We start from the raw sequence: 23,697 nt of genomic DNA on the forward strand, positions 1-23,697 counted from the left end.
CTCTTATGCTACTGCTGCAGCTTGCTTTTCTTGACGACGCAACATTTCCCCAGCTAATGCAAGATAGGCTTTTGCACCGCTTGAAGCACGATCGTAATACATTGCAGGCGCACCAAAACTAGGCGCTTCGGCTAAACGCACATTTCTAGGAATGACAGTACGATATACTTTTTCACCAAAGTGCTGTTTCAGTTGTTCCGATACATCATTCGCTAAACGGTTACGTGGATCATACATAGTGCGCAGAATCCCCTCAATTTGCAATGAAGGATTTACCAGTTTAGAAAGTTGTGTGATTGTGTCCATGAGTGCCGTTAATCCCTCAAGTGCGTAATACTCACATTGCATTGGCACCATTACCGAATCTGCGGCGGCCATGGCATTAACGGTCAACATGTTGAGTGAAGGGGGGCAATCAATAAAAATAAATTCGTAATCATCCTGAACAGATTCAATCGCATTGCGCAAACGCACTTCACGCGCAAATAACTCCATTAGCTTAACTTCAGCTGCAGTGACATCGCCATTGGCGGCAATTAAATGATATTCACCAGAGGTTTCAGTGCAGATAACTTCATTGATAGGTGTTTCTTCTATCAATAGATCATAAATCGTGGCGACCTCGGAATACTTATCAACACCACTGCCCATAGTGGCATTACCTTGGGGATCAAGATCGATCAGCAATACTTTTCTTTTGGTTGCTGCCATCGAGGCAGCAAGGTTAACCGCAGTGGTTGTTTTACCAACGCCACCTTTTTGGTTTGCAATTGCAATGACTCTAGCCACAGTGTCCTCGACTCTTAGTCTTTTGTAAGAATAATTAAATGACGTTCACCTTCCAGTTTAGGAACTTGCAAGGTGATATTCTGTTCTAAAGAAATGCCATCAGGCAGATTATCAAGCTCTTCTTGTGGGTACATTCCCTTGAGTGCTAAAAATCGCCCTGATGTATCTATCAAATGTGTACACCACTGCACCATATCCTGCAAGGATGCAAACGCACGGCTTAACACACCGTCTAATTTAACACTTGGTTGATATTCTTCAACACGAGACTGCACAGGCGTCACGTTTTTTAATCCAAGCGCATGTTTTACTTGGGTTAAAAATCGTACTCTTTTTCCAAGGCTATCGAGTAACACAAATTCAGTATCAGGGAGTGCAATCGCTAATACGATGCCAGGCAGACCGGGGCCTGTGCCAACATCAATGTAGTGTTTACCGGTTAAGTGTGGTGCAACAACCAGTGAATCCAAAATATGCTTAATCATCATTTCTTTTGGATCACGCACAGAAGTCAAGTTGTAAGCTTTATTCCACTTGTCGAGCAGCCCGACGTAATCGACCAGCTGCTGTTTTTGATTTTCGGTCAGCGTAATGTCTGTTTCAGCCAACAGAGCGTTGAGTTGTTCTAATAACACAGTTTTCCATCGCTGTTACGCCGACTTGCGTAACAGCCCTTGCTTTTTCAGATACACTAATAATAGCGAAATAGCTGCTGGGGTGATACCAGAAATACGCGAAGCTTGTCCTATCGTTTGCGGACGCGCGTCTGTGAGCTTAGCCACAACCTCGTTAGACAAGCCACTTACTTGGCTGTAGTCAAACTCAGCAGGCAGTACCGTTTCTTCATGACGAAGTTGTTTATTGATCTCATCCTGTTGCCTTGCAATATAACCGGCATACTTGGTTTGTATTTCTACTTGCTCAAGTGCCTGCCAATTATCTTGATCACTGGCCAATCCTTCAATTGCAGTAAGATCTTTGTAGCTCACTTCCGGACGGCGGATCAAATCTTCTAAACTCGCTTCTCGAGTCAGTGGTGATTTGAGCAAGCTATTTACTTGCTCAAGTGCTGGGTGATCCTTGTGGATCCAAGTTGAGCGAATGCGCTGAGATTCCAACTCCATGACTTCTAGCTTATTATTAAATGCCGCCCAACGCTCGTCATTCACCAAACCAAGTTCACGGCCTTTTTCTGTCAATCGCAGATCGGCGTTGTCTTCGCGTAATAATAATCTATATTCAGCGCGGCTAGTAAACATACGATACGGTTCTTTTGTGCCCAGTGTCGCAAGGTCATCAATGAGTACGCCCGTGTAGGCTTCATCTCTGCGTGGTGTCCATGGCGCTTCACCTTTGACTTGTAGCGCAGCGTTCATACCCGCAATCAAACCTTGCGCCCCCGCCTCTTCATAACCGGTAGTACCATTAATTTGGCCAGCAAAAAATAAGCCATTAATAAATTTCGTCTCCAATGACTGCTTGAGATCTCGTGGGTCAAAGAAATCATATTCAATGGCATAACCCGGACGACAAATATGCGCATTTTCAAATCCTTTGATTGAACGAACAATTTCAAGCTGAATATCAAATGGTAAGCTGGTGGAAATACCATTTGGATACAATTCATATGAGGTCAGCCCTTCTGGCTCAACAAAGATCTGATGTTTTTCTTTATCAGCAAAGCGAACTATCTTATCTTCAATTGAAGGACAATATCTTGGACCGATGCCTTCAATGACACCCGCATACATTGGTGAGCGGTGCAAGTTATCACGGATCACATCATGGGTTTTCTCGTTAGTATAGGTAATATAACAAGGGATCTGTTGAGGATGATCCGACTGCTTACCCATAAAAGAAAACACAGGTGTTGGCGTATCACCTGGTTGTACTTGCATCACAGAAAAATCTACAGTGCGTGCATCAATGCGCGGCGGTGTGCCCGTTTTTAGCCTATCAACGCGAAATGGTAATTCACGTAAACGAGCCGCAAGGGCGATAGAAGGTGGATCCCCTGCTCTGCCGCCTTTGTAATTTTCTAGGCCAATATGAATCTGACCACCAAGGAAAGTACCGACAGTCAGTACCACAGACTCGGCGCTAAAGCGCAAGCCCATTTGAGTGACTACACCCTTCACTTGATCTTGTTCAACAATCAGATCATCACAACTTTGTTGGAAAATCTTCAAGTTTTCTTGGTTTTGCAACGTGTCTTGGATCGCCGCTTTATACAGCGCACGATCTGCTTGTGCTCTCGTTGCTCTGACAGCTGGACCTTTTGAAGAGTTTAGCGTTCTAAACTGGATCCCGCCTTTATCAATGGCCTGTGCCATTGCGCCACCTAGTGCATCAATTTCTTTTACCAAGTGGCCTTTACCGATCCCGCCGATCGCTGGGTTACAAGACATTTGTCCCAGTGTGTCCATATTGTGAGTTAACAATAAGGTATTCATACCCATACGTGCAGCCGCAAGTGCAGCTTCAGTACCAGCATGACCGCCACCAACAACGATTACGTCAAAATGTTCATGATAAATCATTTACGGGATCCTACTTAAATACAACCAGCAAATTTCGAAAGGGTGCGTATTCTACCTAGAAAAACGCAGAAGTGAAACGATTAAATTTTAACCCATAGGTAAAATGGATCACTAAATATATATAAGGATCTTTTTAAAGATCTTTATTGATCTTATATTTAGTAACGCCTAGATCTGTGCATAAGGTAATATTCTTAATTTGATCCAGAGACTTAGGTCAGATCAAATAGTGTGAATTAGATCGGATCTAACGGCGTATAAGCTTTGATCAAAACAGCTATTTATACACAGCCATCAAAGAAGCTAAATTTATCCAATGGATAAGTAAGTATAGATCAGCAGTTAGATCAAAGGTTATCCACATAAGGAACTAAAAATAAGTAAAATTGTGGATAACTTATGTGAAACTGATCTTTAGTAAATTGCGCTTACGATCTCACTAAGCTCGGGTAACCATGCTAAAGCTGTATCTTCTGGCAATGCCTCATCTAGTACATCTATTTTTAGTATTGGCAGTAAAGCCTGAGCACCTTTGTCTGATAAGAGCTTGGCACCATTGATTGCAGCATAGTTATAAGTATCGTAACTTGAATCACCAATACCAACTACTGCGAACTTGATATGGCTCATATCTGCCTGTTCTTGGAGCTGTGAGATAAAGGGCAATAAGTTTTCAGGGTAATCTCCTGCGCCATAAGTCGATGTGACTATTAACCAAGTATCCCCCTTACACTCTGACAGATCTGGCTGTTCATGCAGATTGCATGTGACGGATCTTGTTTCAAGATCTTCAGCTAGTTGCTCTGCAACGTATTCAGCAGATCCCATTTGACTGCCAATTATGATCTCTAAGTTACTCATTTTTTCTCGAAAAGGCACGATTTGTGCCGCTCATAATAATGCGCCATGGGCAGAAGTAAAGAGATAGTTTTTCACTGGGATAAAATTTCATTGGTGAATAATTGGTATATTGTGAATGGTTTTTCATATCCTATTGTTTTTAAATGTTTAAATAAATTATTCCAACCGTGATTTTTAATTAATTACTGTGGATAAGCAGGTGACAAGATTGAGATAAGTAGGCTGTAATTATCGAGTCGAACACTTCATTTTGATCGCTGTGACCTAAACAATGTGTGATGTGGATAGTTTTATTCTGAACTTGATCGATCCAATGGCGACGGGGATTATTTTTTGGATCTATAAAGTCGGGTGTATATAAAAAAATATTCTAAAAAAAGTTAATCTATGCTCAATTTTGGCGAGAGATCACCTAAGCAAAGGGCTAAATGAGGTGTGGATCAGTCTATTTTTTATAAATATCACGATAGGTTACGTATGAAATTGCGCTTAAAGTCCGATACTAGTAATATTTGTGTTTGAAATATATACACTTTTTAATAAGTTTGATGCTTTTTATCGTGGATGATTTTAATAACGAATATGTTGAACTGGGTGCCTTCTGTGTACTTAATTCTGGCTTGTGCGCGATCTTTTAATTTTACTGAACTAGAAGAGCTGACAAGATCCGTGCAGGCAGATCAGCACAAAAATCATGTATATACAAGATGGAAAGCGTTTAACCTCTCGATCGTTAAACCTAATGTATGATTTAAAACTTTAATATATACATGTACTTAATATTTAGAACCAAGCGGCATTGACGGTTCTCGGCTTCGATTTCCATTAGGTGTCGACTATGTTGATTCGAATGATCATCGTCGGCGCTAAGTGGAGTAATGACAGACGTGAGGCGTTTTAAAAAGTGTCTAATTACATTGGATAGTGGCGTTGACAAGGCCTTGCTTGCGTCTGTGTGGACGGGAGAGATAAAAACAAGTTATATAAATTGAGTGATGCACTGTTTATTGACGAAGGGCTATGCCCGATGAGCTGCATCGGGCACGGGGGGTTATTTTCCAATACAGAATGAACTGAAGATTTTGCCTAACAGATCATCAGAGGTAAATTCCCCGGTTATTTCATTGAGATATTGTTGAGTTAAGCGTAACTCTTCGGCCAAAATTTCACCTGCTACGTGCATTTCGAGCTGAGTCTGACCGATTTCTAAATGCTCAGCAGCGCGCTCTAAGGCATCTAAATGCCTGCGGCGAGCCATGAAACCACCTTCGTTAGCACCCGTAAAGCCAATACAAGCCTTCAAATGTTCACGCAATGTTTCAACGCCGGTATTGGTTTGTGCACTGAGCCTCAGCACGGGGTAATCACCTTGCTGGCATAAACCCTGTTGCTCATCACACAGATCAATTTTATTGCGGATAACAGTAATGTCCATGCCTGTTGGTAGTTTTTCCATAAACTCCGGCCATATTTTTAGTGGATCCGTCTCGAGCGTTTGGGTACCGTCGACCATAAATAAGACGTGATCTGCACCGCTAATTTCTTCCCAAGCACGCTCAATACCGATTTGTTCAACTTTGTCCGGACTTTCTCGCAAACCTGCTGTATCAATAATATGCAGTGGCATGCCATCAATATGAATATGTTCTCGCAAGACATCTCGTGTAGTACCTGCAATGTCAGTCACAATAGCTGCTTCACGACCAGCAAGGGCATTTAATAATGAAGATTTACCTGCATTGGGTCGCCCTGCGATCACAACACGCATTCCTTCACGCATGATACTGCCTTGTTTGGCTTGCTGTCTGACTTCTGCTAATTGATTAATGATGGCCTGTAAATCACCAGCCACCTTACCGTCAGAAAGAAAGTCGATTTCTTCATCTGGGAAGTCGATGGCAGCTTCCACATACATTCGTAAGTGAATCACTTGCTCCACCAGCACATTAATATGTTTAGAGAAATCACCTTGTAAAGAGTGGAGGGCGCTTTTAGCCGCTTGTTCACTGGTTGCGTTAATCAGATCGGCGATGGCTTCAGCTTGTGTGAGGTCGAGCTTGTCATTCATAAATGCACGCTCAGAAAACTCGCCAGGTTTGGCTAGTCTGACGCCATCAATTTGACTGATTTCTTTGAGCAGCATATCTATCACAACTGGGCCACCATGGCCTTGCAACTCAAGTACATCTTCACCAGTGAATGAATTTGGACCTTGGAAGAATAGGGCGATGCCTTGATCTAATTGTTCACCAGCAAGCGTGTTGAATGGTAAATATTCGGCATATCGTGTTTTGGGACACTTACCGAGAATTTTATCGGCAACGAGTTGCGCTTTGGCACCCGAAATACGGATGATCCCCACGCCACCACGACCTGGTGCGGTGGCCTGAGCTGCTATGGTATCTTGTGCAATCATATTGTCTCATGCTGAATGACAGTGTTATGAGCTTAATTGTACAGCAATTGGCTTTTCTCAGGTATAGTGGAGCTATATGAATAGAGATAATTACTCGAGATGTAGAGATAAGGACAGTCTAAGTCGTGTTGTTATTCGGTCAATTTCGCTTCGATCCAGAGCGTTTAGCGCTTTATCATGGACAGACATCTATCAGTATGCGACCCAAAGTGTCGCAGTTGTTGGAGTACTTTCTTACTCATCCCAATCAATTGATCAAAAGAGAGCACTTGCTTAAGTCGCTTTGGCAACATGGAGAGTTTCGTGAGGCCGCACTAAATCAAAGTATCACTGAACTGCGCCAAGTCCTGCAAGATAATGCAAAAAGTCCTATTTACATCAAAACGCTGCCGCATCAGGGCTATATGTGGATCTGTGCAGTAAAATCTGACTCTAGTAACAAAAGAAGGTTGGGTGTCAAAGCCGCCATTGGATTGGTTGTAATATCCTTATTGGGGGGCGTATATAGCTATAAATCAGCATCTATACCACCTGCCCAAATACAAGGGCAAGTACCATTGCTCATTCATCCAATGCAAAACCATACAGGCGTACAAGCCAATGCTTGGTGGGGATATGCCCTTGAGGGCACTTTGCGTGAGCGTCTCAAGACAAGTTTTAAATTGATCCCCAAGAGTCAGACGCCTGACTATTTGAATAAACCAGAAAAAGCCCAACCACAACAATTATTTCTATCGATAAAGCCCATGCAGCAGCGCTATTTATTACAAGCAAGCATGGCTGGGCGGCATACTCAGGTGCTCGTTGAGCAGCTTGATAATAACTTTATTGAGATTGCGGATAAATTGTTGGGCACGCTGACTACAAACACCGCATTGTCGGCTACTAAATTAAACGAGATCAATGGATTAAGTGATTATTTCCGAGGGATTCAAGCGTTAAATGAACGTGGGCCAAGATTGGCAAAATCTTATTTTGAAGCGGCGTTAACCCAAACGCCTGAGCACTTACCATCCCGGCTTGAATTAGCCCGTATTGCTTGGGGGCAAGGAAATATACAACTTGCCAATCATTACTTCGATGGCATAGATCTCAAAACGGCCCCTTACACGCTGCAAGCTCGATATCATCTTTATTTGGGGACGTTCCAAAAAGCACTCGGTGAATTTCAACGAGCACGATTGAGTGCGAAAAATGCACTGGTGATGGCTGAACAAAGTCAGCATATAGAGCTGATGGCGAGTACTTATCAGTTAATGGCTGATGTTGCTTGGAGTACTTTGCAGTGGCAAGATTATACTCATGCAATGAGCGCAGCACATGCGCTCATTGGCAGTCGCTCTTTCGCTTATAGTGAAGCACAACGATCGTTTTATTTGGCCAATCCACCAGCTGCTGGACCACAACAAAAAAACCTTGTGAACTTATCGCAAAGCAAAAAAGTGCTAGAAGGTGCCATTCAGTATTACCGACAATCAGAGCAACGCATTGAGCTCGCCAGAAGTTTATTTGCTTATGGGCAAAATTATCTCGTGCCGGTGTCTGAAAGCGAATCGAGCCTACTGGAGGCATTGGAAATTGCCAATGAAAGTGGTGAACAGTACTTTAAAATGCAAGTGCTTACTTACTTAGGGTTTTATTATATTCAGCTTCATCAAGGTGAAAAAGCCCTTTATTACTTGGATCAAGTGTCGCTTGAACAGGCATTTAAACCTGCGCTAGAACAGCTTGGTCTGCTAAAAGCGATGGCGCATATGGACATAGGTTTGACGACTGATCGACACTCTGCGCTAAAAACAGCACAACAGCTATTTGAGTCTTTGCTATCTATAGAGACGACGTCTGACATGGCTCGCGCCAATGTGACCTTGTTGTTAGGGTGGATAGCACTCAAGCAAGGAGAAACAGATAAATCTCAAATGCTCACTAATGCGGCATTAGAAGCATATGAAGTCGGTGGGTTGAGTGATGCGATGATCTACGCAAAGTATACGCAAATGTATATTTATTTGTTGCGTAATGAGCCTGACAACGCGCTGAAGTTAATGGATTTAGAGCAAGATAAAGAAGCGCACTTAATGTTATTTTATGCGTCTGTTGCCGCGCATATGGTCAGTGATGAACTGTTATTTGCAAAAGCGCAGGGGATGCTGGGAAAACTAAACAATAGCCAATCACTGCTTGATCAACTTGAACAATTTAAACAACAGCCACAAGGGGACGCCAAGCTCATCGCTGAGTTACTTGACGCGCCTTATAGTGTTTATTGCCAGAGTAAGTGGATCTTAGAGTGATAAATAGTGCTTTTGCGGCACTTGAGCTCCGCGGTAAATGACCCTGCCATTTCCATCTTGTACGACCCAATAAGGTAAGTCGGTTATTTCGAACTGAGTAAATAGCTGATTGTGTGCATCGAAAACAACATGGTGATTGATATCAAAGCGCTTTTTATAATTGTGGGCACTTTGTTCATCTACATAAAAGGGTTTGATGATGGTGAGTATGCGCTCAGGTTTATGATTTGCTAACTCGTTGTTTTGTCTAATGCGATGTTGGCAGTCTGGGATATGTTGAAAAGGGCATAAGCTGTCACTAAAAAATAATACTCGATAGTCTTGTTGAATTTGGCCTTGACTCAAAGGCTTACCTGAAAGGGTGGTCATTTTCTCAGTTGTCACTGCATTGGTGGTGACGTGAGGTGTACTCAATAGCGTCTCTTTGAGTAAGACATGACCATCTTTAACGATTACACGACTCGGTGTTTGTCTGATCTGATACTGAAACATAAGCTGGTTGTCGATATCGATGATCAGGTTTTCAAACGCTGGGTATGCACGCTTGAATTGCGCTAAGCTAGCCTGATCGATATTGATATCCGGCTGCACATAAATACGTTCTCCTTGTGCTTTTGGCAAGTGCGTGGTTTGGCTATATTCGTCCCAAATGTTTATAAAAACATACTCTTGGACTTGTGCATGGATTTTATTCCCGGCAATGAATAGCATAAAAGCGACTGTTTTTAATAGTTGTATATACATTATTTAAGCCCTCTTAACTGTGCTAATTTTTGTGCCAGTTGATCCGTAAACAACCCACTTCGGTAGATCTCTCTACCTTGTGCATCAATTAAAATGTGTTGTGGTGTGCCAAGTACCCTGTATTGCCGTGTAATCGTGCCATCACTGTCGAAAACAGTCGGGAAGTTGTAATGATGCTTGCCTAAGTAGTGCTTTACACCTTCAAGAGACTGGTTAAAGCCAATATTGACGGACACGACTTGATACGCGCCTTGGGCATCTTCATGGCTCTGTTGTAATACTGGCATTTCCTCTACACAGTATGCACACCAAGTTGCCCAAAACTTTAAATAGGTGACTTTGCCTTGTGTAGAAATGCGCTGTGTATCGAGTGTTTGTGCCTGTAGTGGCGCATATTGCTTGGCATGGGCAGAGATGCTGAGTAAGCACAAAAGAAGTAGAGGTATTTTCATTTTAATATCCTTAGTTAGTGTATTAAAGCCAGCTTTTACCAGCCTGAATAAGAAAATATTGCGCCATTGCAATGAGTATGAGGCTGGTCATGGTATTGGTGTACGACAGCCATTTTCCGGATTTTGGGAGTTTGGTAAGGAAACGAGCACTAGTACCTGCAAGTAATAGCAATGTGCTCATGCCCAAGGCAAAGCTAAATAACAACAGTGCTCCCACCATTGGTTGCTGATGGGTGGCTACAAACATCAATAAGCCGCCAAGTACGGGTGACGTGCAGGGAGCTGCGACCAGCGCACTGGCCATGCCCATTACCATTGGAACTGAACTTGGCTTTTTAAACTGGCGGACTGGCATTAATGGCATCGGGACAATTCCTTTGTTTAGTGCAGCAAAGTAAAAAAGGCCATTGGCAAATAGCAGCAATACCCAAGGGTTAGTGGCAACTTGACCAAAAAGGTTGCCACTATACGCGGCGATAAAGCCAAGAGCTGCATAGACGAGTGAAAACCCTATGCAATATAACAAGGGGGCTATGCGCGTATGTTTTTGCTGTGAAAAGGTCGCAATGGTGATAGGTAGAATCGGGTAAACGCAAGGTGTAAAGCTGGTTAAAATACCCAGAAGCAGGACCGTGGGTATTTGCCACCAGCCTATATCGGTGGTGTTGAATGTATCTAACAAAAGGGATTCCATTACAGAGCTCATTGCTTGGTTATGAATGTGGTTAAGAGCATCCTTTAAACTGCGAAATAGACCTATCAAAGTTCCATCAAAACGCCATCAAAATTTATCAAGTGCATGTTATAAAAAGAAAGTTTTTCCTGAGGCTCTTTTAATCATGGCTAGCTAAGAGGGCCGAGCTTGGATTGAAGAAGTGACATTTGTTGGTTTAACCGAGCGATCGATCGTATCAAGATGTAAACGGGGGTTCACTTTGAAGAGGTTCGAAGTTATGAGTATCTAGAGGCGGGAATTTAACTTGTATGTACAACTACTGTAAAAACAAAAACGCCCGCAAATAAAGCGGGCGTTTTATATAGTATCAAGACCTTAGTCTCGTACTTTAATGCCTTTTTTCTCCATACCGCGGTAGATAATAAGCATCTGCGCAATAGAGATAAGGTTAGAAACCAACCAGTAAAGAACCAAACCAGATGGGAACCAGATGAAGAAGATAGAGAACACCACTGGCATGTAAGTCATCATCTTCTGCTGCATTGGATCAGTGATAGTCATCGGCTGTAGTTTTTGTGTCAAGAACATACTCGCACCAAATAAAATTGGTAATACGTAGTACGGGTCCATCGCAGATAAGTCTGTTAACCACAGGCCGAACTCAGCGTGTCGCAATTCTGTAGATTCTAAGAATACATAGAACAGAGCTAGGAAAATTGGCATCTGAAGTAGCAGAGGGAAGCAACCACCCATTGGGTTTACTTTCTCTTTGCGGTACATTTCCATCATTGCCTGACCAAACTTCTGACGGTCATCTCCATAACGCTCTTTCAGTTGCTGCATCTTTGGCTGTAATGCACGCATTTTTGCCATTGATGTGTACTGCGCTTTAGTGAGTGGGTACAGCAGTGTCTTAACAAGAACCGTAATACCGATGATAGCCAGACCCCAGTTACCTAATACACCGTACAGCATTTTAAGCAATACAAGTAAAGGTTGAGAAATAAACCATAACCAGCCGTAGTCTACGGTTAAATCTAGGTCTTCATGTAGTGCTTCTAGCGCATTCGTGTCTTTTGGACCCATGTAATAAATCGCAGACAGCTTTGCTTCTGAATTTGCCTGAATGTTTACAGGTTCACCTTTTGCACCGATGATGCCTTGGTTATTTCTAAGCGACGTGTAGATAGTATTGTTGATATCTTGCTTAGGTACCCACGCACTTACAAAGTAGTGCTGGATAAATGACACATAACCACCAAGTGTATTCTTATTAAGGTTTGCTTCACGCATCTCATCAAAAGAATATTTCTCGTATGGCTCGTCCTGAGTACCGTATGCTGTACCTAAGTAAGTTTGGTCAACCATACTGTCTTTATCTTGTGCTGTACGCTTGATCTGCGTATACAGCTGAACTTGCACAGGGGTATCAGTCGCGTTTACCACATCGTATTCTACAGATACGTCGTATTGACCTGCTTTAAATACAAATGTCTTGGTAAATTGAATACCTTTGTTATCGATAAAAGTCAGTGGTACGCGCAGTTCATCACCTGATAAAGTGTAGGCGCTTTGTTCTGTTTGATAGACAGGGCGGCCTGCACTTGACGCGTCTGGGCCATTTAAGCCAATCAGACCACTTTGTGCTAAGTATTGCTTCCCATCAAATTCACCAAGTAGTAGATAAGGTATATCGCTACCATGCGTTTCAGCGTGTTGAAGTAGTTTGGCTTCAACAATATCACCACCTTTAGTATCTATTTTAACGGCAAAAACATCAGTCGTTACTGTAATGACAGAACGGACTGCTTGAGTTTGCGCAACAGGTACATCCGCTTCACTAGAAGCTGGAATATCCGCTTGATCGGTATTTGAAGGTGAAGTGGCCACTTGTGTGACTGCACTGGTCTCGGCTTTGCTTTCTGTTTCATCTATTTGCCATTCTCTGAATAGTAATAGTGAAACAACCAGCAATCCGATCAATAAAAACGTGCGTTGCGATTCCATAACAGCTCTTATTTCTCGTGTTGTTTAACTTGATTCGATTTTTCAGGGACGGGGTCATCCCCACCTGCGCTTAAAGGGTGACATTTTAATATGCGTTTAACCGCTAACCAACTCCCTTTTGCAATTCCGTGTAAATTAATTGCCTGAATTGCATAACTTGAGCACGTTGGATTGAATCGGCAATGGGGTCCAAGCAAGGGACTGATGAATTTTTGATATCCACGAATGAGGGCTATCAATAAATTACGTATTGCCAAAAGCGGATAATCCACTCGTCGTTTACTCTCACTCTTTGTCTTCAAGGCGTGTTTCATAGTTGCGAGATAGACTCGATAATAGAGTGATTAAAAGGTGAGCTAACCTTACATGAATTAGCATAAAATAGCCATGACTGGTCGGTCATTGACACGCAAATGTCGGGTTATTTTTTGGCTTTATTGCTACGTGTAGGGCGTTTTTTATGAGGCTTAGGTTTAGGCGCGCCTGGTTTACAACGTTCGTTAACTTTACGCCAAAGCTTATTGAGTTGTTTTGTCAGTTCTTCATTACTCTGTTCGTCTACGCCTGTTTTAACCATTAAGACAATATCAATGTTGTCCAACTTATGACGATTGAGACGAAAGCTTTCTCTTGCTAGTCGTTTGATACGATTTCGTTGGCAAGCAAGTTTACATCGCTTTTTAGCAACTGTAAGACCAAGACGAGGATGACCTACATCATTTGGTTTAGCTAGAAGAGTAAATACAGGGGTTGCTGCTCGAGCAGGCTCTTGAAATATTCGGGAGTAATGCGAGGGAGTTAACAGACGTAACTCCCTGCTGAAGCCAAAACCTTCCACTTATATTAAGCAGATAGTTCTTTACGGCCTTTAGCACGACGACGTGCTAGTACTTTACGGCCATTTTTAGTAGCCATGCGAGCACGGAAACCGTGAGTACGCTTGCGCTTAAGTACGCTTGGTTGAAAAGTTCTTTTCATAACTAATCCATCCGATCGGTTAAAGTTAAAACATCCTATGCAGGTCGCGATCCTGGCACAGGTGCCATTGCGAGCGCGAGATATTAAAGCCGACGCGCGTGAAAGTCAATCATATTTGTATCGATAAGCTCAATTAATAGTCTAAATGGGTAAAAAACGATGCTTATATATAGAAGAGGGCGCTTAATCGTGTTTTTACTACTTTAGAATAGCTATATAAAGAGTAGGCTAATTTACAAAGATCGTGGGGAGTGATCAGGTGGTTGAGATCGAGATCTAAGGCTGTGGATCAACTGTGTTGATCTTGGTAGGGTTTTCCACAACGCTTGGGTGAAAATTGGCGACATCCTCTGGAAAACTAAAATTGATCTCAATTTTTAGGTGAGATCTTAGACTTTTTTTGATAAGATCTTACTAAATAAGTGAAATTAAAAACTCTTCCAAAACAAAGGTTTGCGTTTTTTTGTTGTTGAGATCTTATTTTTTATAAAAGTCAATATTGATGTTGTGGATAAGATCGCTTCATAATACCCGGCTTCCACCTGTGAATAATTGATAATATACAAACTTTTCCGTTGATCTTTGAGTTAGCTGTGAATAACTCTGTTGGTTATTTTGTAAATAAAATTTGATAGCCAATGTTATTGATGTACGGGAATAATAACTATTTCGGAGTGCAATGTGTATCTGTCGGTTTGGCAAAGTTGTTTATATGTTTTGCAAGATGAGCTGCCATCGCAGCAGTTCAATATGTGGGTTAGACCACTACAAGCAGAAAGTACCGAAGATACTTTAACCATCTATGCACCAAATCGCTTTGTGTTAGATTGGGTTCGAGAGAAGTACTTAAATCGAATTAACGAATTACTGATCGAAATCTGTGGTGATGAAGCACCTGAATTACGTTTTGACGTAGGCAGTAAGCCTATGGCACAAGCGCAACCGCAAGTTTCGGCTGAGACACATGCAGGAGAAGCGCCTGCGCAATCACCTCAAGTTGCTGCGAGAAGTGCAGCACAATCACCGGTCAGCGAAGCCAAAGTTGAACCGGCTCCGAAATCGAGTGTGAAGTCTAATATCAAAGAAAATTATACCTTTGATAATTTTGTCGAAGGTAAATCAAACCAATTGGCCAAAGCTGCTGCGACGCAAGTCGCTGATAACCCAGGCTCTGCTTTTAATCCAGTGTTTATTTATGGTGGAACGGGTCTAGGTAAGACGCATTTATTGCACGCTGTGGGTAATGGCATCATTGATAAAAAGCCAGATGCAAAAATTGTGTATATGCATTCTGAGCGCTTTGTTCAAGATATGGTTAAAGCACTTCAAAATAATGCTATCGAAGATTTTAAGCGTTATTACCGTAGCGTAGATGCTTTGATGATCGATGACATTCAGTTCTTTGCGAATAAAGAGCGATCTCAAGAAGAGTTTTTCCACACGTTTAATGCGTTACTTGAAGGTAATCAGCAAATCATTTTAACGTCGGACCGATACCCGAAAGAAATTGAAGGTGTTGAAGATAGACTTAAATCTCGATTTGGCTGGGGCCTCACGATTGCGATTGAACCGCCTGAATTGGAAACGCGAGTCGCCATTTTGATGAAAAAGGCGCAGCAAAGTAACATCAATTTACCCCATGAAGTGGCGTTCTTTATAGCGAAGAAATTACGTTCTAATGTACGTGAGCTTGAAGGGGCGTTAAACCGTGTTATTGCTAATGCGAATTTTACCGGTCGTCCAATTTCGATAGAGTTTGTTAAAGAAGCTTTACGTGACTTGTTAGCATTGCAAGACAAGTTAGTCACTATCGATAATATCCAGCGTACAGTTGCAGAATATTATCGTATTCGTGTGTCTGATTTATTGTCGAAGCGTCGTAGCCGTTCAGTGGCACGCCCAAGGCAAGTTGCTATGGCCTTGTCGAAGGAATTAACGAATCACAGTTTACCTGAAATTGGTGATGCGTTTGGTGGTCGAGACCACACAACGGTCTTGCATGCATGCCGCAAAGTAAAAGAACTTCGTGAAGAGAGTCACGAGGTAAAAGAAGATTATCAAAACTTGATCAGAACATTGTCATCTTAAGGGTTAAGTGATGCAAATAACGATAGTAAGAGAACAGTTTTTAAAGCCGTTAATGCAAGTGTCAGGTGCGATTGAGCGTAAACACACACTACCTATTTTGTCTAATGTGCTGCTAGAAGTAAAAAATGGCGTATTAGCGATGACGGGAACTGACTTAGAAATTGAGTTAGTTGCGTCTGTCATTTTGCAAAATGATACTGCCGATGCAAAGTTGACTTTACCAGCTAAAAAGCTACTAGATATCTGTAAAAGCCTGCCGGATAGTTCCGAGATTAACTTGTCTACACAAGAGCATCAAGTACTGCTCACAAGTGGTAAGAGCCGTTTTTCTCTAACGACACTTGCTGCGGAAGACTTTCCGAATTTGGAAGAGTGGCAAGGCGAAGTTGAGTTCAAACTGACGCGCTTGGAGCTTCGTAAATTACTTGAAGCGACTCATTTTTCTATGGCTAATCAAGATGTACGATACTACTTGAATGGCATGTCGTTTGAAGTTGATGGAAACGAAATCAAAACGGTTGCGACAGATGGACACAGGCTGGCGATTGCGCAAAAGCAAATCGAACAATCTTTAGGTGCTCAGCGTCAACTGATTATCCCAAGAAAAGGGGTATTGGAGATTATGAGATTGCTCCCCGCTGATGATGAAGAGTTGACTATACAATTTGGTGCAAACCATTTCCGTATTATTGATCAGGAAGTCATTTTTACCAGTAAACTAGTCGATGGACGTTTTCCTGATTATCGACGTGTACTTCCTCGTGGTGGTGACAAGATTGTAACGGCAAACCGAGAGTGGTTAAGAAGTGCTTTTCAACGCGTATCAATTTTATCTAATGAAAAGTTTAGAGGCGTCCGTCTAAACTTGAGCAGCGGCGTACTGAAGATTAGTGCGAACAACCCAGAGCAAGAGCAAGCAGAAGAAACAGTTGAAGTGAATTACCAAGGAGAAGACTTGGAAGTTGGATTCAATGTTTCGTACTTGTTGGACGTACTCAATACATTAAAAACTGAAGATGTTCAGTTTACATTGGCGGATTCTAACAGCAGTGCGCTTATTGAAGGTGCAGGCGAAGAAGATGCAATGTATGTAGTAATGCCAATGCGTTTATAAAAAAGTTAAGTAGCGCTCTATATGAGTTTGACACATATTAGCCTCAATGATTTTCGAAACATTGAGGCACTTTCTTTTTCTCCCTCCAAAGACCTCAATATCATTCTCGGCCAAAATGGCAGTGGCAAGACAAGCCTGCTGGAGGCTATTTACTTCTTATCTAATGGCCGTTCATTTCGAACCAACAAGTACAAGTTGATGATTCGTAACGAGCAGGAGAAGTGTGTTGTGCATGGTAAAAAACAACTGCACAACTTGTCTATACCAGTTGGAATTAGCAAAAGTCAAAGTGGTGAGACACAGCTAAGAATTCAGGGGCAAGCCAGTCGAAAAATTGCAGAACTCGCACAAATACTCCCCGTGCAGGTCATTACGCCTGAAAGCTATGAACTCTTTTTTGGTGGGCCAAAAGAAAGAAGAAAATTCTTAGATCTTGGTGTGTTCCACGTGGAACATTTATTTTATGAGGTTTGGAAAAACTTTAATAAAGTCTTAAAACAAAGAAATGCTTTACTTAGAACTAAGCCAGCTAATTGTGTGACGCAGATAAAGTTTTGGGACAAACAATTCATTGACCTCGCTGAACAAATAAATATCTATCGAAAAGCTTATATAAGTAGGTTTGAAGGCTATTTTTTTGATAAGATAGGGGGGATTAGCTCTGTATTTGATGGCCTTGAAACTCGCTACGATGCGGGCTGGAAAGGGGAACTAAGTGAAGTGCTTCAATCACAATTAGAGCGAGACTTAAAACTTGGTTATACAAGTCGAGGTCCTCATAAAGCGGATTTTAACTTTAAAGTCCATGGTCATAGTGTCGAAGGGATTATGTCCAGAGGACAATTAAAGTTGCTTTTATATGCGCTGAAAATTACGCAGAATAATTTGATTGAACAAGAAACAGATAAACGATCAATATTGCTAATTGATGATTTACCATCTGAACTGAGCTCTGAAACTTTGGGATGTGTTGCTAAGCTACTTGCGAACTGTAACTCTCAATTGTTCGTTTCGGCAATCAGTTCAGAAAGTTTAACGCCTGTTGTGGAACTTCTTGAAAAAAATATTGAGATGTTCCACGTGGAACATGGTCGTTTAATAACAAATTAATTGGAATTAACCATGTCTGATAATTATGATTCATCCAGTATTAAAGTACTGAAGGGATTGGACGCAGTAAGAAAGCGTCCAGGAATGTATATCGGCGACACTGATGATGGAACTGGATTACATCACATGGTCTTCGAAGTTGTTGATAATTCGATCGATGAAGCCTTAGCTGGATACTGTGACGATATTTTCGTTACGATTCATACTGACGGTTCCGTTTCAGTAAGAGATAACGGTCGAGGTATACCTACTTCAATCCACCCTGAAGAAGGGGTATCAGCAGCAGAAGTAATTATGACTGTACTGCATGCTGGTGGTAAATTCGATGATAATTCATATAAAGTTTCGGGTGGCCTACACGGTGTAGGTGTGTCTGTTGTTAATGCGCTTTCTGAAAAACTACAATTAACTATCCGCCGTGATGGCCAAGTGCATCAACAAAAGTACACAATGGGTGTGCCTGACGCTCCACTTGCTGTGATTGGCGAAGCTGAGACTACTGGAACAGAATTGCGCTTCTGGCCAAGCCCTGAAACATTCTCTGATATTAACTTCCACTATGACATTTTAGCAAAGCGTCTACGCGAGCTTTCATTCTTAAACTCTGGCGTCAGTATTATCCTGACTGACGAGCGAGAGGAGAACAAGCAAGATCACTTCAAATATGAAGGTGGTATTCAAGCGTTTGTTGAGTACTTAAACCGTAAGAAAACACCTGTGCATCAAAGTGTTTTCCACTTCACCACTGAGCGTGAAGATGGTATCAGTGTTGAAGTTTCAATGCAGTGGAATGATGGCTTCCAAGAAAACATATACTGCTTTACGAACAATATTCCTCAGCGTGATGGTGGTACGCACCTTGCCGGTTTCCGTGCTGCATTAACGAGAACATTGAACACTTACATGGAAAAAGAAGGGTTCAATAAAAAGAACAAGACAAGCGCAACGGGTGATGATGCGCGTGAAGGCTTAACAGCCGTTGTCAGTGTAAAAGTACCTGATCCAAAGTTCTCTTCACAAACAAAGGACAAACTCGTTTCTAGTGAAGTGAAAGGTGCGGTTGAGCAAGCGATGGCTGAAAAACTCAATGAGTTCCTGCTAGAAAACCCACAAGATGCAAAGACCGTAGTAAACAAAATTGTTGATGCTGCTCGCGCACGTGAAGCCGCGCGTAAAGCTAGAGAAATGACTCGCCGTAAAGGGGTTATGGACTTAGCTGGTTTACCTGGCAAGTTGGCGGATTGTCAGGAAAAAGATCCTGCACTGTCTGAACTATACATCGTGGAGGGTGACTCGGCGGGTGGTTCTGCTAAACAGGGTCGTAACCGTAAGAACCAAGCAATCCTCCCACTGAAAGGTAAAATCCTGAATGTTGAGAAAGCTCGCTTTGACAAGATGCTTTCTTCACAAGAGGTTGCAACGTTAATTACGGCGTTAGGCTGTGGTATTGGGCGCGATGAGTACGACCCAGAAAAATTACGTTATCACAGCATTATCATCATGACCGATGCGGACGTGGATGGTTCACACATCCGAACACTGTTATTGACGTTCTTCTACCGTCAAATGCCTGAAATCATTGAGCGCGGATACGTTTATATTGCACAACCACCACTCTATAAAGTGAAAAAAGGTAAGCAAGAGCGTTATATTAAAGATGACCATGCACTTACAGAGTACCTAACAACGCTTGCGCTTGACGGTGCATCTTTATATTCAAGCGAAGGTGCAGCGGCCATTGAAGGTAATCGTCTTGAAAATCTAGTACATGATTACCAAAAAACAGTCGATGTTATTGGCCGACTACAACGTAAATACCCAGCTGCAATCATGAATCGATTGGTTTACCAACCTGAATTAGCTGAAGCTGATTTGAGTGATGAATCTAAAGTCACTGCATGGTGTGATGCACTTGTCGAAGATTTAGTGAAGCATGACGATGATGCGACAATATTCTCTGCATCTGTTAGCTACGATGATGAGCGCCACATGTTCTATCCTGTTGTGAATATTCGTCAGCACGGTGTAGATAAAGCACATACCTTGAATTATGACTTTATCACTTCTAAAGACTATGCGCGCATTGCTAACACAGGAAAGCAAATTGCACACATTGTAGAAGAAGGTGGCTACATTCAACGTGGTGAAAAGACGCAACCGATTAATAGTTTTGTTGAAGGCCTTGATTGGCTGATTAATGAGTCTAAGCGTGGCTTGTATACACAACGTTATAAGGGTCTTGGTGAGATGAACCCAGATCAATTATGGGAAACAACAATGGACCCAGATGCACGTCGCATGCTTCGTGTAACGATTGAAGACGCAATTGCAGCTGACCAGCTTTTTGCGACTCTAATGGGTGACCAAGTTGAGCCTCGTAGAGACTTTATCGAGCAAAATGCACTGAGAGTAGTTAATCTCGACGTGTAACTACAGCAGATGTAACGCATGATAAAAAAGGAGGGGAAACCCTCCTTTTTTTCTTAGAAGTGCTTAATTCTAAGTACTGCACACGGTATACTGAGCATAATTTTCAATCATAAAAGCTCAAGTCAGCGAGATGTAAATTCTGATTTGAGTCCCATGTACCAAATAAATATAAAAGCCAACTATGCAAAAATATGATATCAAAACCTTCCAAGGGTTGATCCTGGCTTTACAGGACTATTGGGCACAGCAAGGCTGTGTAATTGCGCAACCACTGGATATGGAAGTTGGTGCGGGCACGTTCCACCCAATGACCTTCTTGAAGTCAATTGGCCCTGAGCCAATGTCGAGCGCGTATGTTCAACCTTGCCGTCGTCCTACGGATGGCCGCTATGGTGAAAACCCAAATCGCCTGCAACACTACTACCAGTTTCAAGTGGTGTTAAAGCCGTCTCCAGACAACATTCAAGAACTCTATCTTGGGTCTTTAGAAGCATTAGGTATTGATACATTAACGCACGAAGTTCGCTTTGTTGAAGACAACTGGGAGTCGCCAACGTTAGGTGCTTGGGGCCTTGGTTGGGAAGTCTGGCTAAACGGTATGGAAGTTACGCAATTTACTTACTTCCAACAAGTTGGTGGTATCGAGTGTTCACCTGTAACGGGTGAAATCACCTATGGTTTAGAGCGTCTTGCCATGTATATACAAGGTGTAGATAGCATCTATGACCTAGTTTGGACTGATGGTCCAATGGGGCGTGTGACTTATGGCGACGTCTTCATGCAAAATGAAATTGAGCAGTCGACTTACAACTTTGAGCACGCGGATGTCGATGCACTATTTGCGCAATTTGACCAATGTGAAAAAGAAAGCCAAAAATTAATTGAAGCGGGTTTACCGCTACCGGCTTACGAGCAAGTTATGAAAGCATCTCATGCATTCAATTTATTGGATGCGCGTCATGCAATCTCTGTTACAGAGCGTCAGCGTTATATTCTTCGTGTACGCGCGCTGTCTAAAGCATGTGCTCAAGCATATTTTGAAGCACGTGAAGCACTTGGTTTCCCGCTTTGTAAGGACTGATCATGACCACAGAAAATTTACTAGTAGAAATTGGTACAGAAGAGTTACCACCAAAAGCGTTGCGTAAACTTGCACAAGCATTTGCTGATAACATGACGGCAGAACTTGAAGCATTAGAACTCGGGCATCAAGGTATTAAATGGTACGCTTCTCCACGCCGCCTAGGTGTGCAAGTTGCAGCACTTGAGACACAGCAACAAGATAAAGTGGTTGAAAAGCGTGGTCCCGCAATTAAAGCCGCATTTGATGCAGAAGGTAATCCGACGAAAGCCGCTCAAGGTTGGGCACGTGGTTGCGGTATCGATGTGAGTGAAGCTGATAAACTTGAAACAGAAAAGGGCGCTTGGTTGCTACACAAGGCAACCGTCGAAGGGCAGCAAGCAAGTACATTACTCGCGGATGTTATTGCCAAGGCGCTTGCTAAGTTACCGATCCCTAAGCCAATGCGTTGGGGCGCGAACAAGACCCAGTTTATTCGTCCTGTTCACACAGTTGCGGCACTACTTGGTAGCGAAATCATTAACGGCGAAGTACTGGGTAAACGAATCAGCAATGAGTTGCAAGGTCATCGTTTCCACCATCCTGCTCGTACAACGCTTGCACACGCTGATGAAATTTTTGATACGTTAAAGAACGTCTATGTCATTGCTGATTATGATGCGCGTAAAGCTCAGATCCGTGCTCAAATCGAAGCGGAAGCTACGAAGCTTGGCGCACAAGTGGCAATGGATGAAGACTTACTTGAAGAAGTAACGTCTCTTGTCGAGTGGCCAGTGACGTTGACGGCTTCTTTTGATGAAGCATTTTTATCTGTACCAGCGGAAGCACTTATCTACACCATGAAAGATGATCAGAAGTATTTCCCGCTGTTGAATAATGATGGCGAACTGATCAATAAATTCTTGTTCGTATCAAATATTGAGAGTAAAGACCCAACTGTCGTAATCTCAGGTAACGAAAAAGTCGTTCGCCCTCGTCTTGCTGATGCACAGTTTTTCTTTGAAACAGATAAGAAGAAAACGCTTGAGAGTCGCCTAGAGTCTTTAGGCTCTGTACTATTCCAAAAGCAATTGGGTACGTTAAAAGATAAATCCGAGCGCATCGCTGCACTTGCTGGCTATATTGCAGAGCAATTAGGTGCGGATAAAGCCCTCGCTGAACGTGCAGGCCTATTGAGCAAAACAGATTTAATGACTGAAATGGTCATGGAATTTACAGATGTTCAGGGCGTGATGGGTATGCACTATGCGCGTATCGATGGTGAAGCCGAAGAGGTTGCACTGGCACAAAATGAACAGTATATGCCGCGTTTTGCCGGCGATGACTTACCGTCAAATCCAATTAGTTTTGCTGTTGCACTTGCTGACAAGTTTGACACTCTGGTGGGTATTTTCGGTATTGGCCAAATACCTAAAGGTGATAAAGACCCGTTTGCACTGCGTCGTGCTGCGATCGGTGCATTGCGTATCATGGTTGAAAAAGCGTTACCTTTAGACATCCTAGACATTGTTGCTAAAGCACAATCATTATTTGGTGACAAGCTAACGAATGATAATGTAGCGCAAGACGTATTCGAATTTATGCTGGGTCGTTTCCGAGCTTGGTATCAAGATGAGGGTATAAGTGTTGATGTGATTCAAGCGGTATTGGCACGTCGCCCGACACAGCCTGTAGATTTTGACCGTCGCGTTAAAGCAGTTAGTCATTTCCGCACGTTGGAAGAAGCCGAGGCGTTGGCCGCTGCGAATAAACGAGTGAACAATATTTTGGCTAAAAATAATGTCACAAGTGATGCAGCAGTATCGTCGGAGTTACTTATCGAAGCGGCTGAAAAACAGCTAGCTGAGCAGGTAGCTGCACTGACAGAGGAGCTTGCACCTGTATATGAACAAGGTGACTATCAGCAAGCCTTGACTCGCCTAGCAAGCCTTCGCGAAGTTGTAGATACTTTCTTTGATAATGTGATGGTTATGGCTGATGATGAAGCGGTTAAACAAAACCGTCTTGCGCTGTTAAGTCAGTTAAGTCGCTTATTCTTGAATACTGCAGATATCTCAGTATTACAAAACTAATCAGTAAGCGTTAATTTGAGCCAGCAAATATTGCTGGCTTTTTTA

19 protein-coding genes are annotated in these 23,697 nt (G+C 42.5%); 7 read left to right on the forward strand and 12 right to left on the reverse strand.

Annotated elements, in window-relative coordinates; translation table 11 throughout:
* Positions 1 to 3: 3 nt before the first annotated feature.
* The 5 genes from A7985_RS21155 to mnmE all read right to left on the reverse strand — a co-directional run bounded on the left by A7985_RS21155 (position 4) and on the right by mnmE (position 6,606).
* On the reverse strand, positions 4 to 789 hold the full coding sequence (locus tag A7985_RS21155; RefSeq protein ID WP_065792439.1) for a ParA family protein: 786 nt from the start codon (positions 787 to 789) through the stop codon (positions 4 to 6).
* Positions 790 to 803: 14 nt separating this feature from the next.
* Positions 804 to 1,424, reverse strand: coding sequence for a 16S rRNA (guanine(527)-N(7))-methyltransferase RsmG (gene rsmG, locus A7985_RS21160; RefSeq protein ID WP_065792440.1), 621 nt, complete (start codon positions 1,422 to 1,424; stop codon positions 804 to 806).
* 15 nt (positions 1,425 to 1,439) lie between these two features.
* Positions 1,440 to 3,329: a tRNA uridine-5-carboxymethylaminomethyl(34) synthesis enzyme MnmG gene (mnmG, locus tag A7985_RS21165; RefSeq protein WP_065792441.1), complete on the reverse strand. Its 1,890-nt coding sequence runs from the start codon at positions 3,327 to 3,329 to the stop codon at positions 1,440 to 1,442.
* A gap of 414 nt (positions 3,330 to 3,743) precedes the next feature.
* Positions 3,744 to 4,190 (reverse strand): flavodoxin domain-containing protein, encoded by a 447-nt coding sequence (locus A7985_RS21170; RefSeq protein ID WP_065792442.1) that lies wholly within the window; start codon positions 4,188 to 4,190, stop codon positions 3,744 to 3,746.
* Between the two features lie 1,051 nt (positions 4,191 to 5,241).
* Positions 5,242 to 6,606, reverse strand: a complete 1,365-nt coding sequence (gene mnmE / locus A7985_RS21175) for a tRNA uridine-5-carboxymethylaminomethyl(34) synthesis GTPase MnmE (protein WP_065792443.1) — start codon at positions 6,604 to 6,606, stop codon at positions 5,242 to 5,244.
* A gap of 125 nt (positions 6,607 to 6,731) precedes the next feature.
* On the opposite strand from mnmE, the gene A7985_RS21180 reads away from it, so the two are divergent.
* On the forward strand, positions 6,732 to 8,900 hold the full coding sequence (locus A7985_RS21180; RefSeq protein ID WP_065792444.1) for a winged helix-turn-helix domain-containing protein: 2,169 nt from the start codon (positions 6,732 to 6,734) through the stop codon (positions 8,898 to 8,900).
* Here A7985_RS21180 and A7985_RS21185 read toward each other — a convergent pair.
* From A7985_RS21185 to rpmH, 7 genes are all read right to left on the reverse strand, one after another.
* Positions 8,892 to 9,644, reverse strand: a complete 753-nt coding sequence (locus tag A7985_RS21185) for a TlpA family protein disulfide reductase (protein ID WP_256096821.1) — start codon at positions 9,642 to 9,644, stop codon at positions 8,892 to 8,894. The two genes, A7985_RS21180 and A7985_RS21185, sit on opposite strands and share 9 nt — an antisense overlap.
* Positions 9,644 to 10,096 carry a TlpA family protein disulfide reductase gene (locus tag A7985_RS21190; RefSeq protein ID WP_065792445.1) on the reverse strand — a complete coding sequence of 151 codons (453 nt, stop codon included), beginning with the start codon at positions 10,094 to 10,096 and terminating at the stop codon, positions 9,644 to 9,646. The genes A7985_RS21185 and A7985_RS21190 overlap by 1 nt, the downstream gene beginning before the upstream one ends.
* Positions 10,097 to 10,118: 22 nt before the next feature.
* Positions 10,119 to 10,790 carry a cytochrome c biogenesis protein CcdA gene (locus A7985_RS21195; protein WP_256096822.1) on the reverse strand — a complete coding sequence of 224 codons (672 nt, stop codon included), beginning with the start codon at positions 10,788 to 10,790 and terminating at the stop codon, positions 10,119 to 10,121.
* A gap of 357 nt (positions 10,791 to 11,147) precedes the next feature.
* A complete protein-coding gene (yidC, locus tag A7985_RS21200) occupies positions 11,148 to 12,779 on the reverse strand; it encodes a membrane protein insertase YidC (RefSeq protein ID WP_065792447.1) in 1,632 nt (543 codons plus the stop codon).
* Between the two features lie 8 nt (positions 12,780 to 12,787).
* On the reverse strand, positions 12,788 to 13,093 hold the full coding sequence (gene yidD, locus A7985_RS25870; protein WP_081310666.1) for a membrane protein insertion efficiency factor YidD: 306 nt from the start codon (positions 13,091 to 13,093) through the stop codon (positions 12,788 to 12,790).
* A gap of 107 nt (positions 13,094 to 13,200) precedes the next feature.
* Complete coding sequence (gene rnpA / locus A7985_RS21205; RefSeq protein WP_063378504.1) at positions 13,201 to 13,617, reverse strand: ribonuclease P protein component; 417 nt, start codon at positions 13,615 to 13,617, stop codon at positions 13,201 to 13,203.
* Between the two features lie 5 nt (positions 13,618 to 13,622).
* On the reverse strand, positions 13,623 to 13,757 hold the full coding sequence (gene rpmH / locus A7985_RS21210; protein ID WP_005492430.1) for a 50S ribosomal protein L34: 135 nt from the start codon (positions 13,755 to 13,757) through the stop codon (positions 13,623 to 13,625).
* A 681-nt stretch (positions 13,758 to 14,438) separates the two neighbouring features.
* On the opposite strand from rpmH, the gene dnaA reads away from it, so the two are divergent.
* From dnaA to glyS, 6 genes are all read left to right on the forward strand, one after another.
* Positions 14,439 to 15,845: a chromosomal replication initiator protein DnaA gene (gene dnaA / locus A7985_RS21215; protein WP_065792448.1), complete on the forward strand. Its 1,407-nt coding sequence runs from the start codon at positions 14,439 to 14,441 to the stop codon at positions 15,843 to 15,845.
* A gap of 10 nt (positions 15,846 to 15,855) precedes the next feature.
* Entirely contained in the window at positions 15,856 to 16,959 is a 1,104-nt protein-coding gene (dnaN, locus tag A7985_RS21220) for a DNA polymerase III subunit beta (RefSeq protein WP_065792449.1), read from the forward strand.
* Between the two features lie 21 nt (positions 16,960 to 16,980).
* Positions 16,981 to 18,069, forward strand: coding sequence for a DNA replication/repair protein RecF (gene recF, locus A7985_RS21225; protein WP_065792450.1), 1,089 nt, complete (start codon positions 16,981 to 16,983; stop codon positions 18,067 to 18,069).
* A 12-nt stretch (positions 18,070 to 18,081) separates the two neighbouring features.
* Entirely contained in the window at positions 18,082 to 20,499 is a 2,418-nt protein-coding gene (gyrB, locus tag A7985_RS21230; RefSeq protein WP_065792451.1) for a DNA topoisomerase (ATP-hydrolyzing) subunit B, read from the forward strand.
* Positions 20,500 to 20,680: 181 nt separating this feature from the next.
* Positions 20,681 to 21,580 (forward strand): glycine--tRNA ligase subunit alpha, encoded by a 900-nt coding sequence (gene glyQ, locus A7985_RS21235; protein ID WP_063372010.1) that lies wholly within the window; start codon positions 20,681 to 20,683, stop codon positions 21,578 to 21,580.
* A gap of 2 nt (positions 21,581 to 21,582) precedes the next feature.
* Complete coding sequence (gene glyS / locus A7985_RS21240) at positions 21,583 to 23,652, forward strand: glycine--tRNA ligase subunit beta (RefSeq protein ID WP_065792452.1); 2,070 nt, start codon at positions 21,583 to 21,585, stop codon at positions 23,650 to 23,652.
* The last annotated feature ends 45 nt before the right edge of the window (positions 23,653 to 23,697 follow it).

The sequence above is a fragment of the Pseudoalteromonas luteoviolacea genome (genome assembly GCF_001696455.1).
Lineage (GTDB): Bacteria > Pseudomonadota > Gammaproteobacteria > Enterobacterales > Alteromonadaceae > Pseudoalteromonas > Pseudoalteromonas luteoviolacea_C.

Excerpts from the sequence above, each read along its gene's own strand:
- yidD (WP_081310666.1), bottom strand. The coding sequence starts at position 13,093 with ATGAAACACGCCTTGAAGACAAAGAGTGAGAGTAAACGACGAGTGGAT.
- glyS (WP_065792452.1), top strand. The coding sequence starts at position 21,583 with ATGACCACAGAAAATTTACTAGTAGAAATTGGTACAGAAGAGTTACCA.
- A7985_RS21195 (WP_256096822.1), bottom strand. The coding sequence starts at position 10,790 with ATGGAATCCCTTTTGTTAGATACATTCAACACCACCGATATAGGCTGG.
- mnmG (WP_065792441.1), bottom strand. The coding sequence starts at position 3,329 with ATGATTTATCATGAACATTTTGACGTAATCGTTGTTGGTGGCGGTCAT.
- A7985_RS21185 (WP_256096821.1), bottom strand. The coding sequence starts at position 9,644 with ATGTATATACAACTATTAAAAACAGTCGCTTTTATGCTATTCATTGCC.
- A7985_RS21190 (WP_065792445.1), bottom strand. The coding sequence starts at position 10,096 with ATGAAAATACCTCTACTTCTTTTGTGCTTACTCAGCATCTCTGCCCAT.
- rpmH (WP_005492430.1), bottom strand. The coding sequence starts at position 13,757 with ATGAAAAGAACTTTTCAACCAAGCGTACTTAAGCGCAAGCGTACTCAC.
- yidC (WP_065792447.1), bottom strand. The coding sequence starts at position 12,779 with ATGGAATCGCAACGCACGTTTTTATTGATCGGATTGCTGGTTGTTTCA.
- recF (WP_065792450.1), top strand. The coding sequence starts at position 16,981 with ATGAGTTTGACACATATTAGCCTCAATGATTTTCGAAACATTGAGGCA.
- glyQ (WP_063372010.1), top strand. The coding sequence starts at position 20,681 with ATGCAAAAATATGATATCAAAACCTTCCAAGGGTTGATCCTGGCTTTA.
- gyrB (WP_065792451.1), top strand. The coding sequence starts at position 18,082 with ATGTCTGATAATTATGATTCATCCAGTATTAAAGTACTGAAGGGATTG.
- dnaN (WP_065792449.1), top strand. The coding sequence starts at position 15,856 with ATGCAAATAACGATAGTAAGAGAACAGTTTTTAAAGCCGTTAATGCAA.
- mnmE (WP_065792443.1), bottom strand. The coding sequence starts at position 6,606 with ATGATTGCACAAGATACCATAGCAGCTCAGGCCACCGCACCAGGTCGT.
- A7985_RS21170 (WP_065792442.1), bottom strand. The coding sequence starts at position 4,190 with ATGAGTAACTTAGAGATCATAATTGGCAGTCAAATGGGATCTGCTGAA.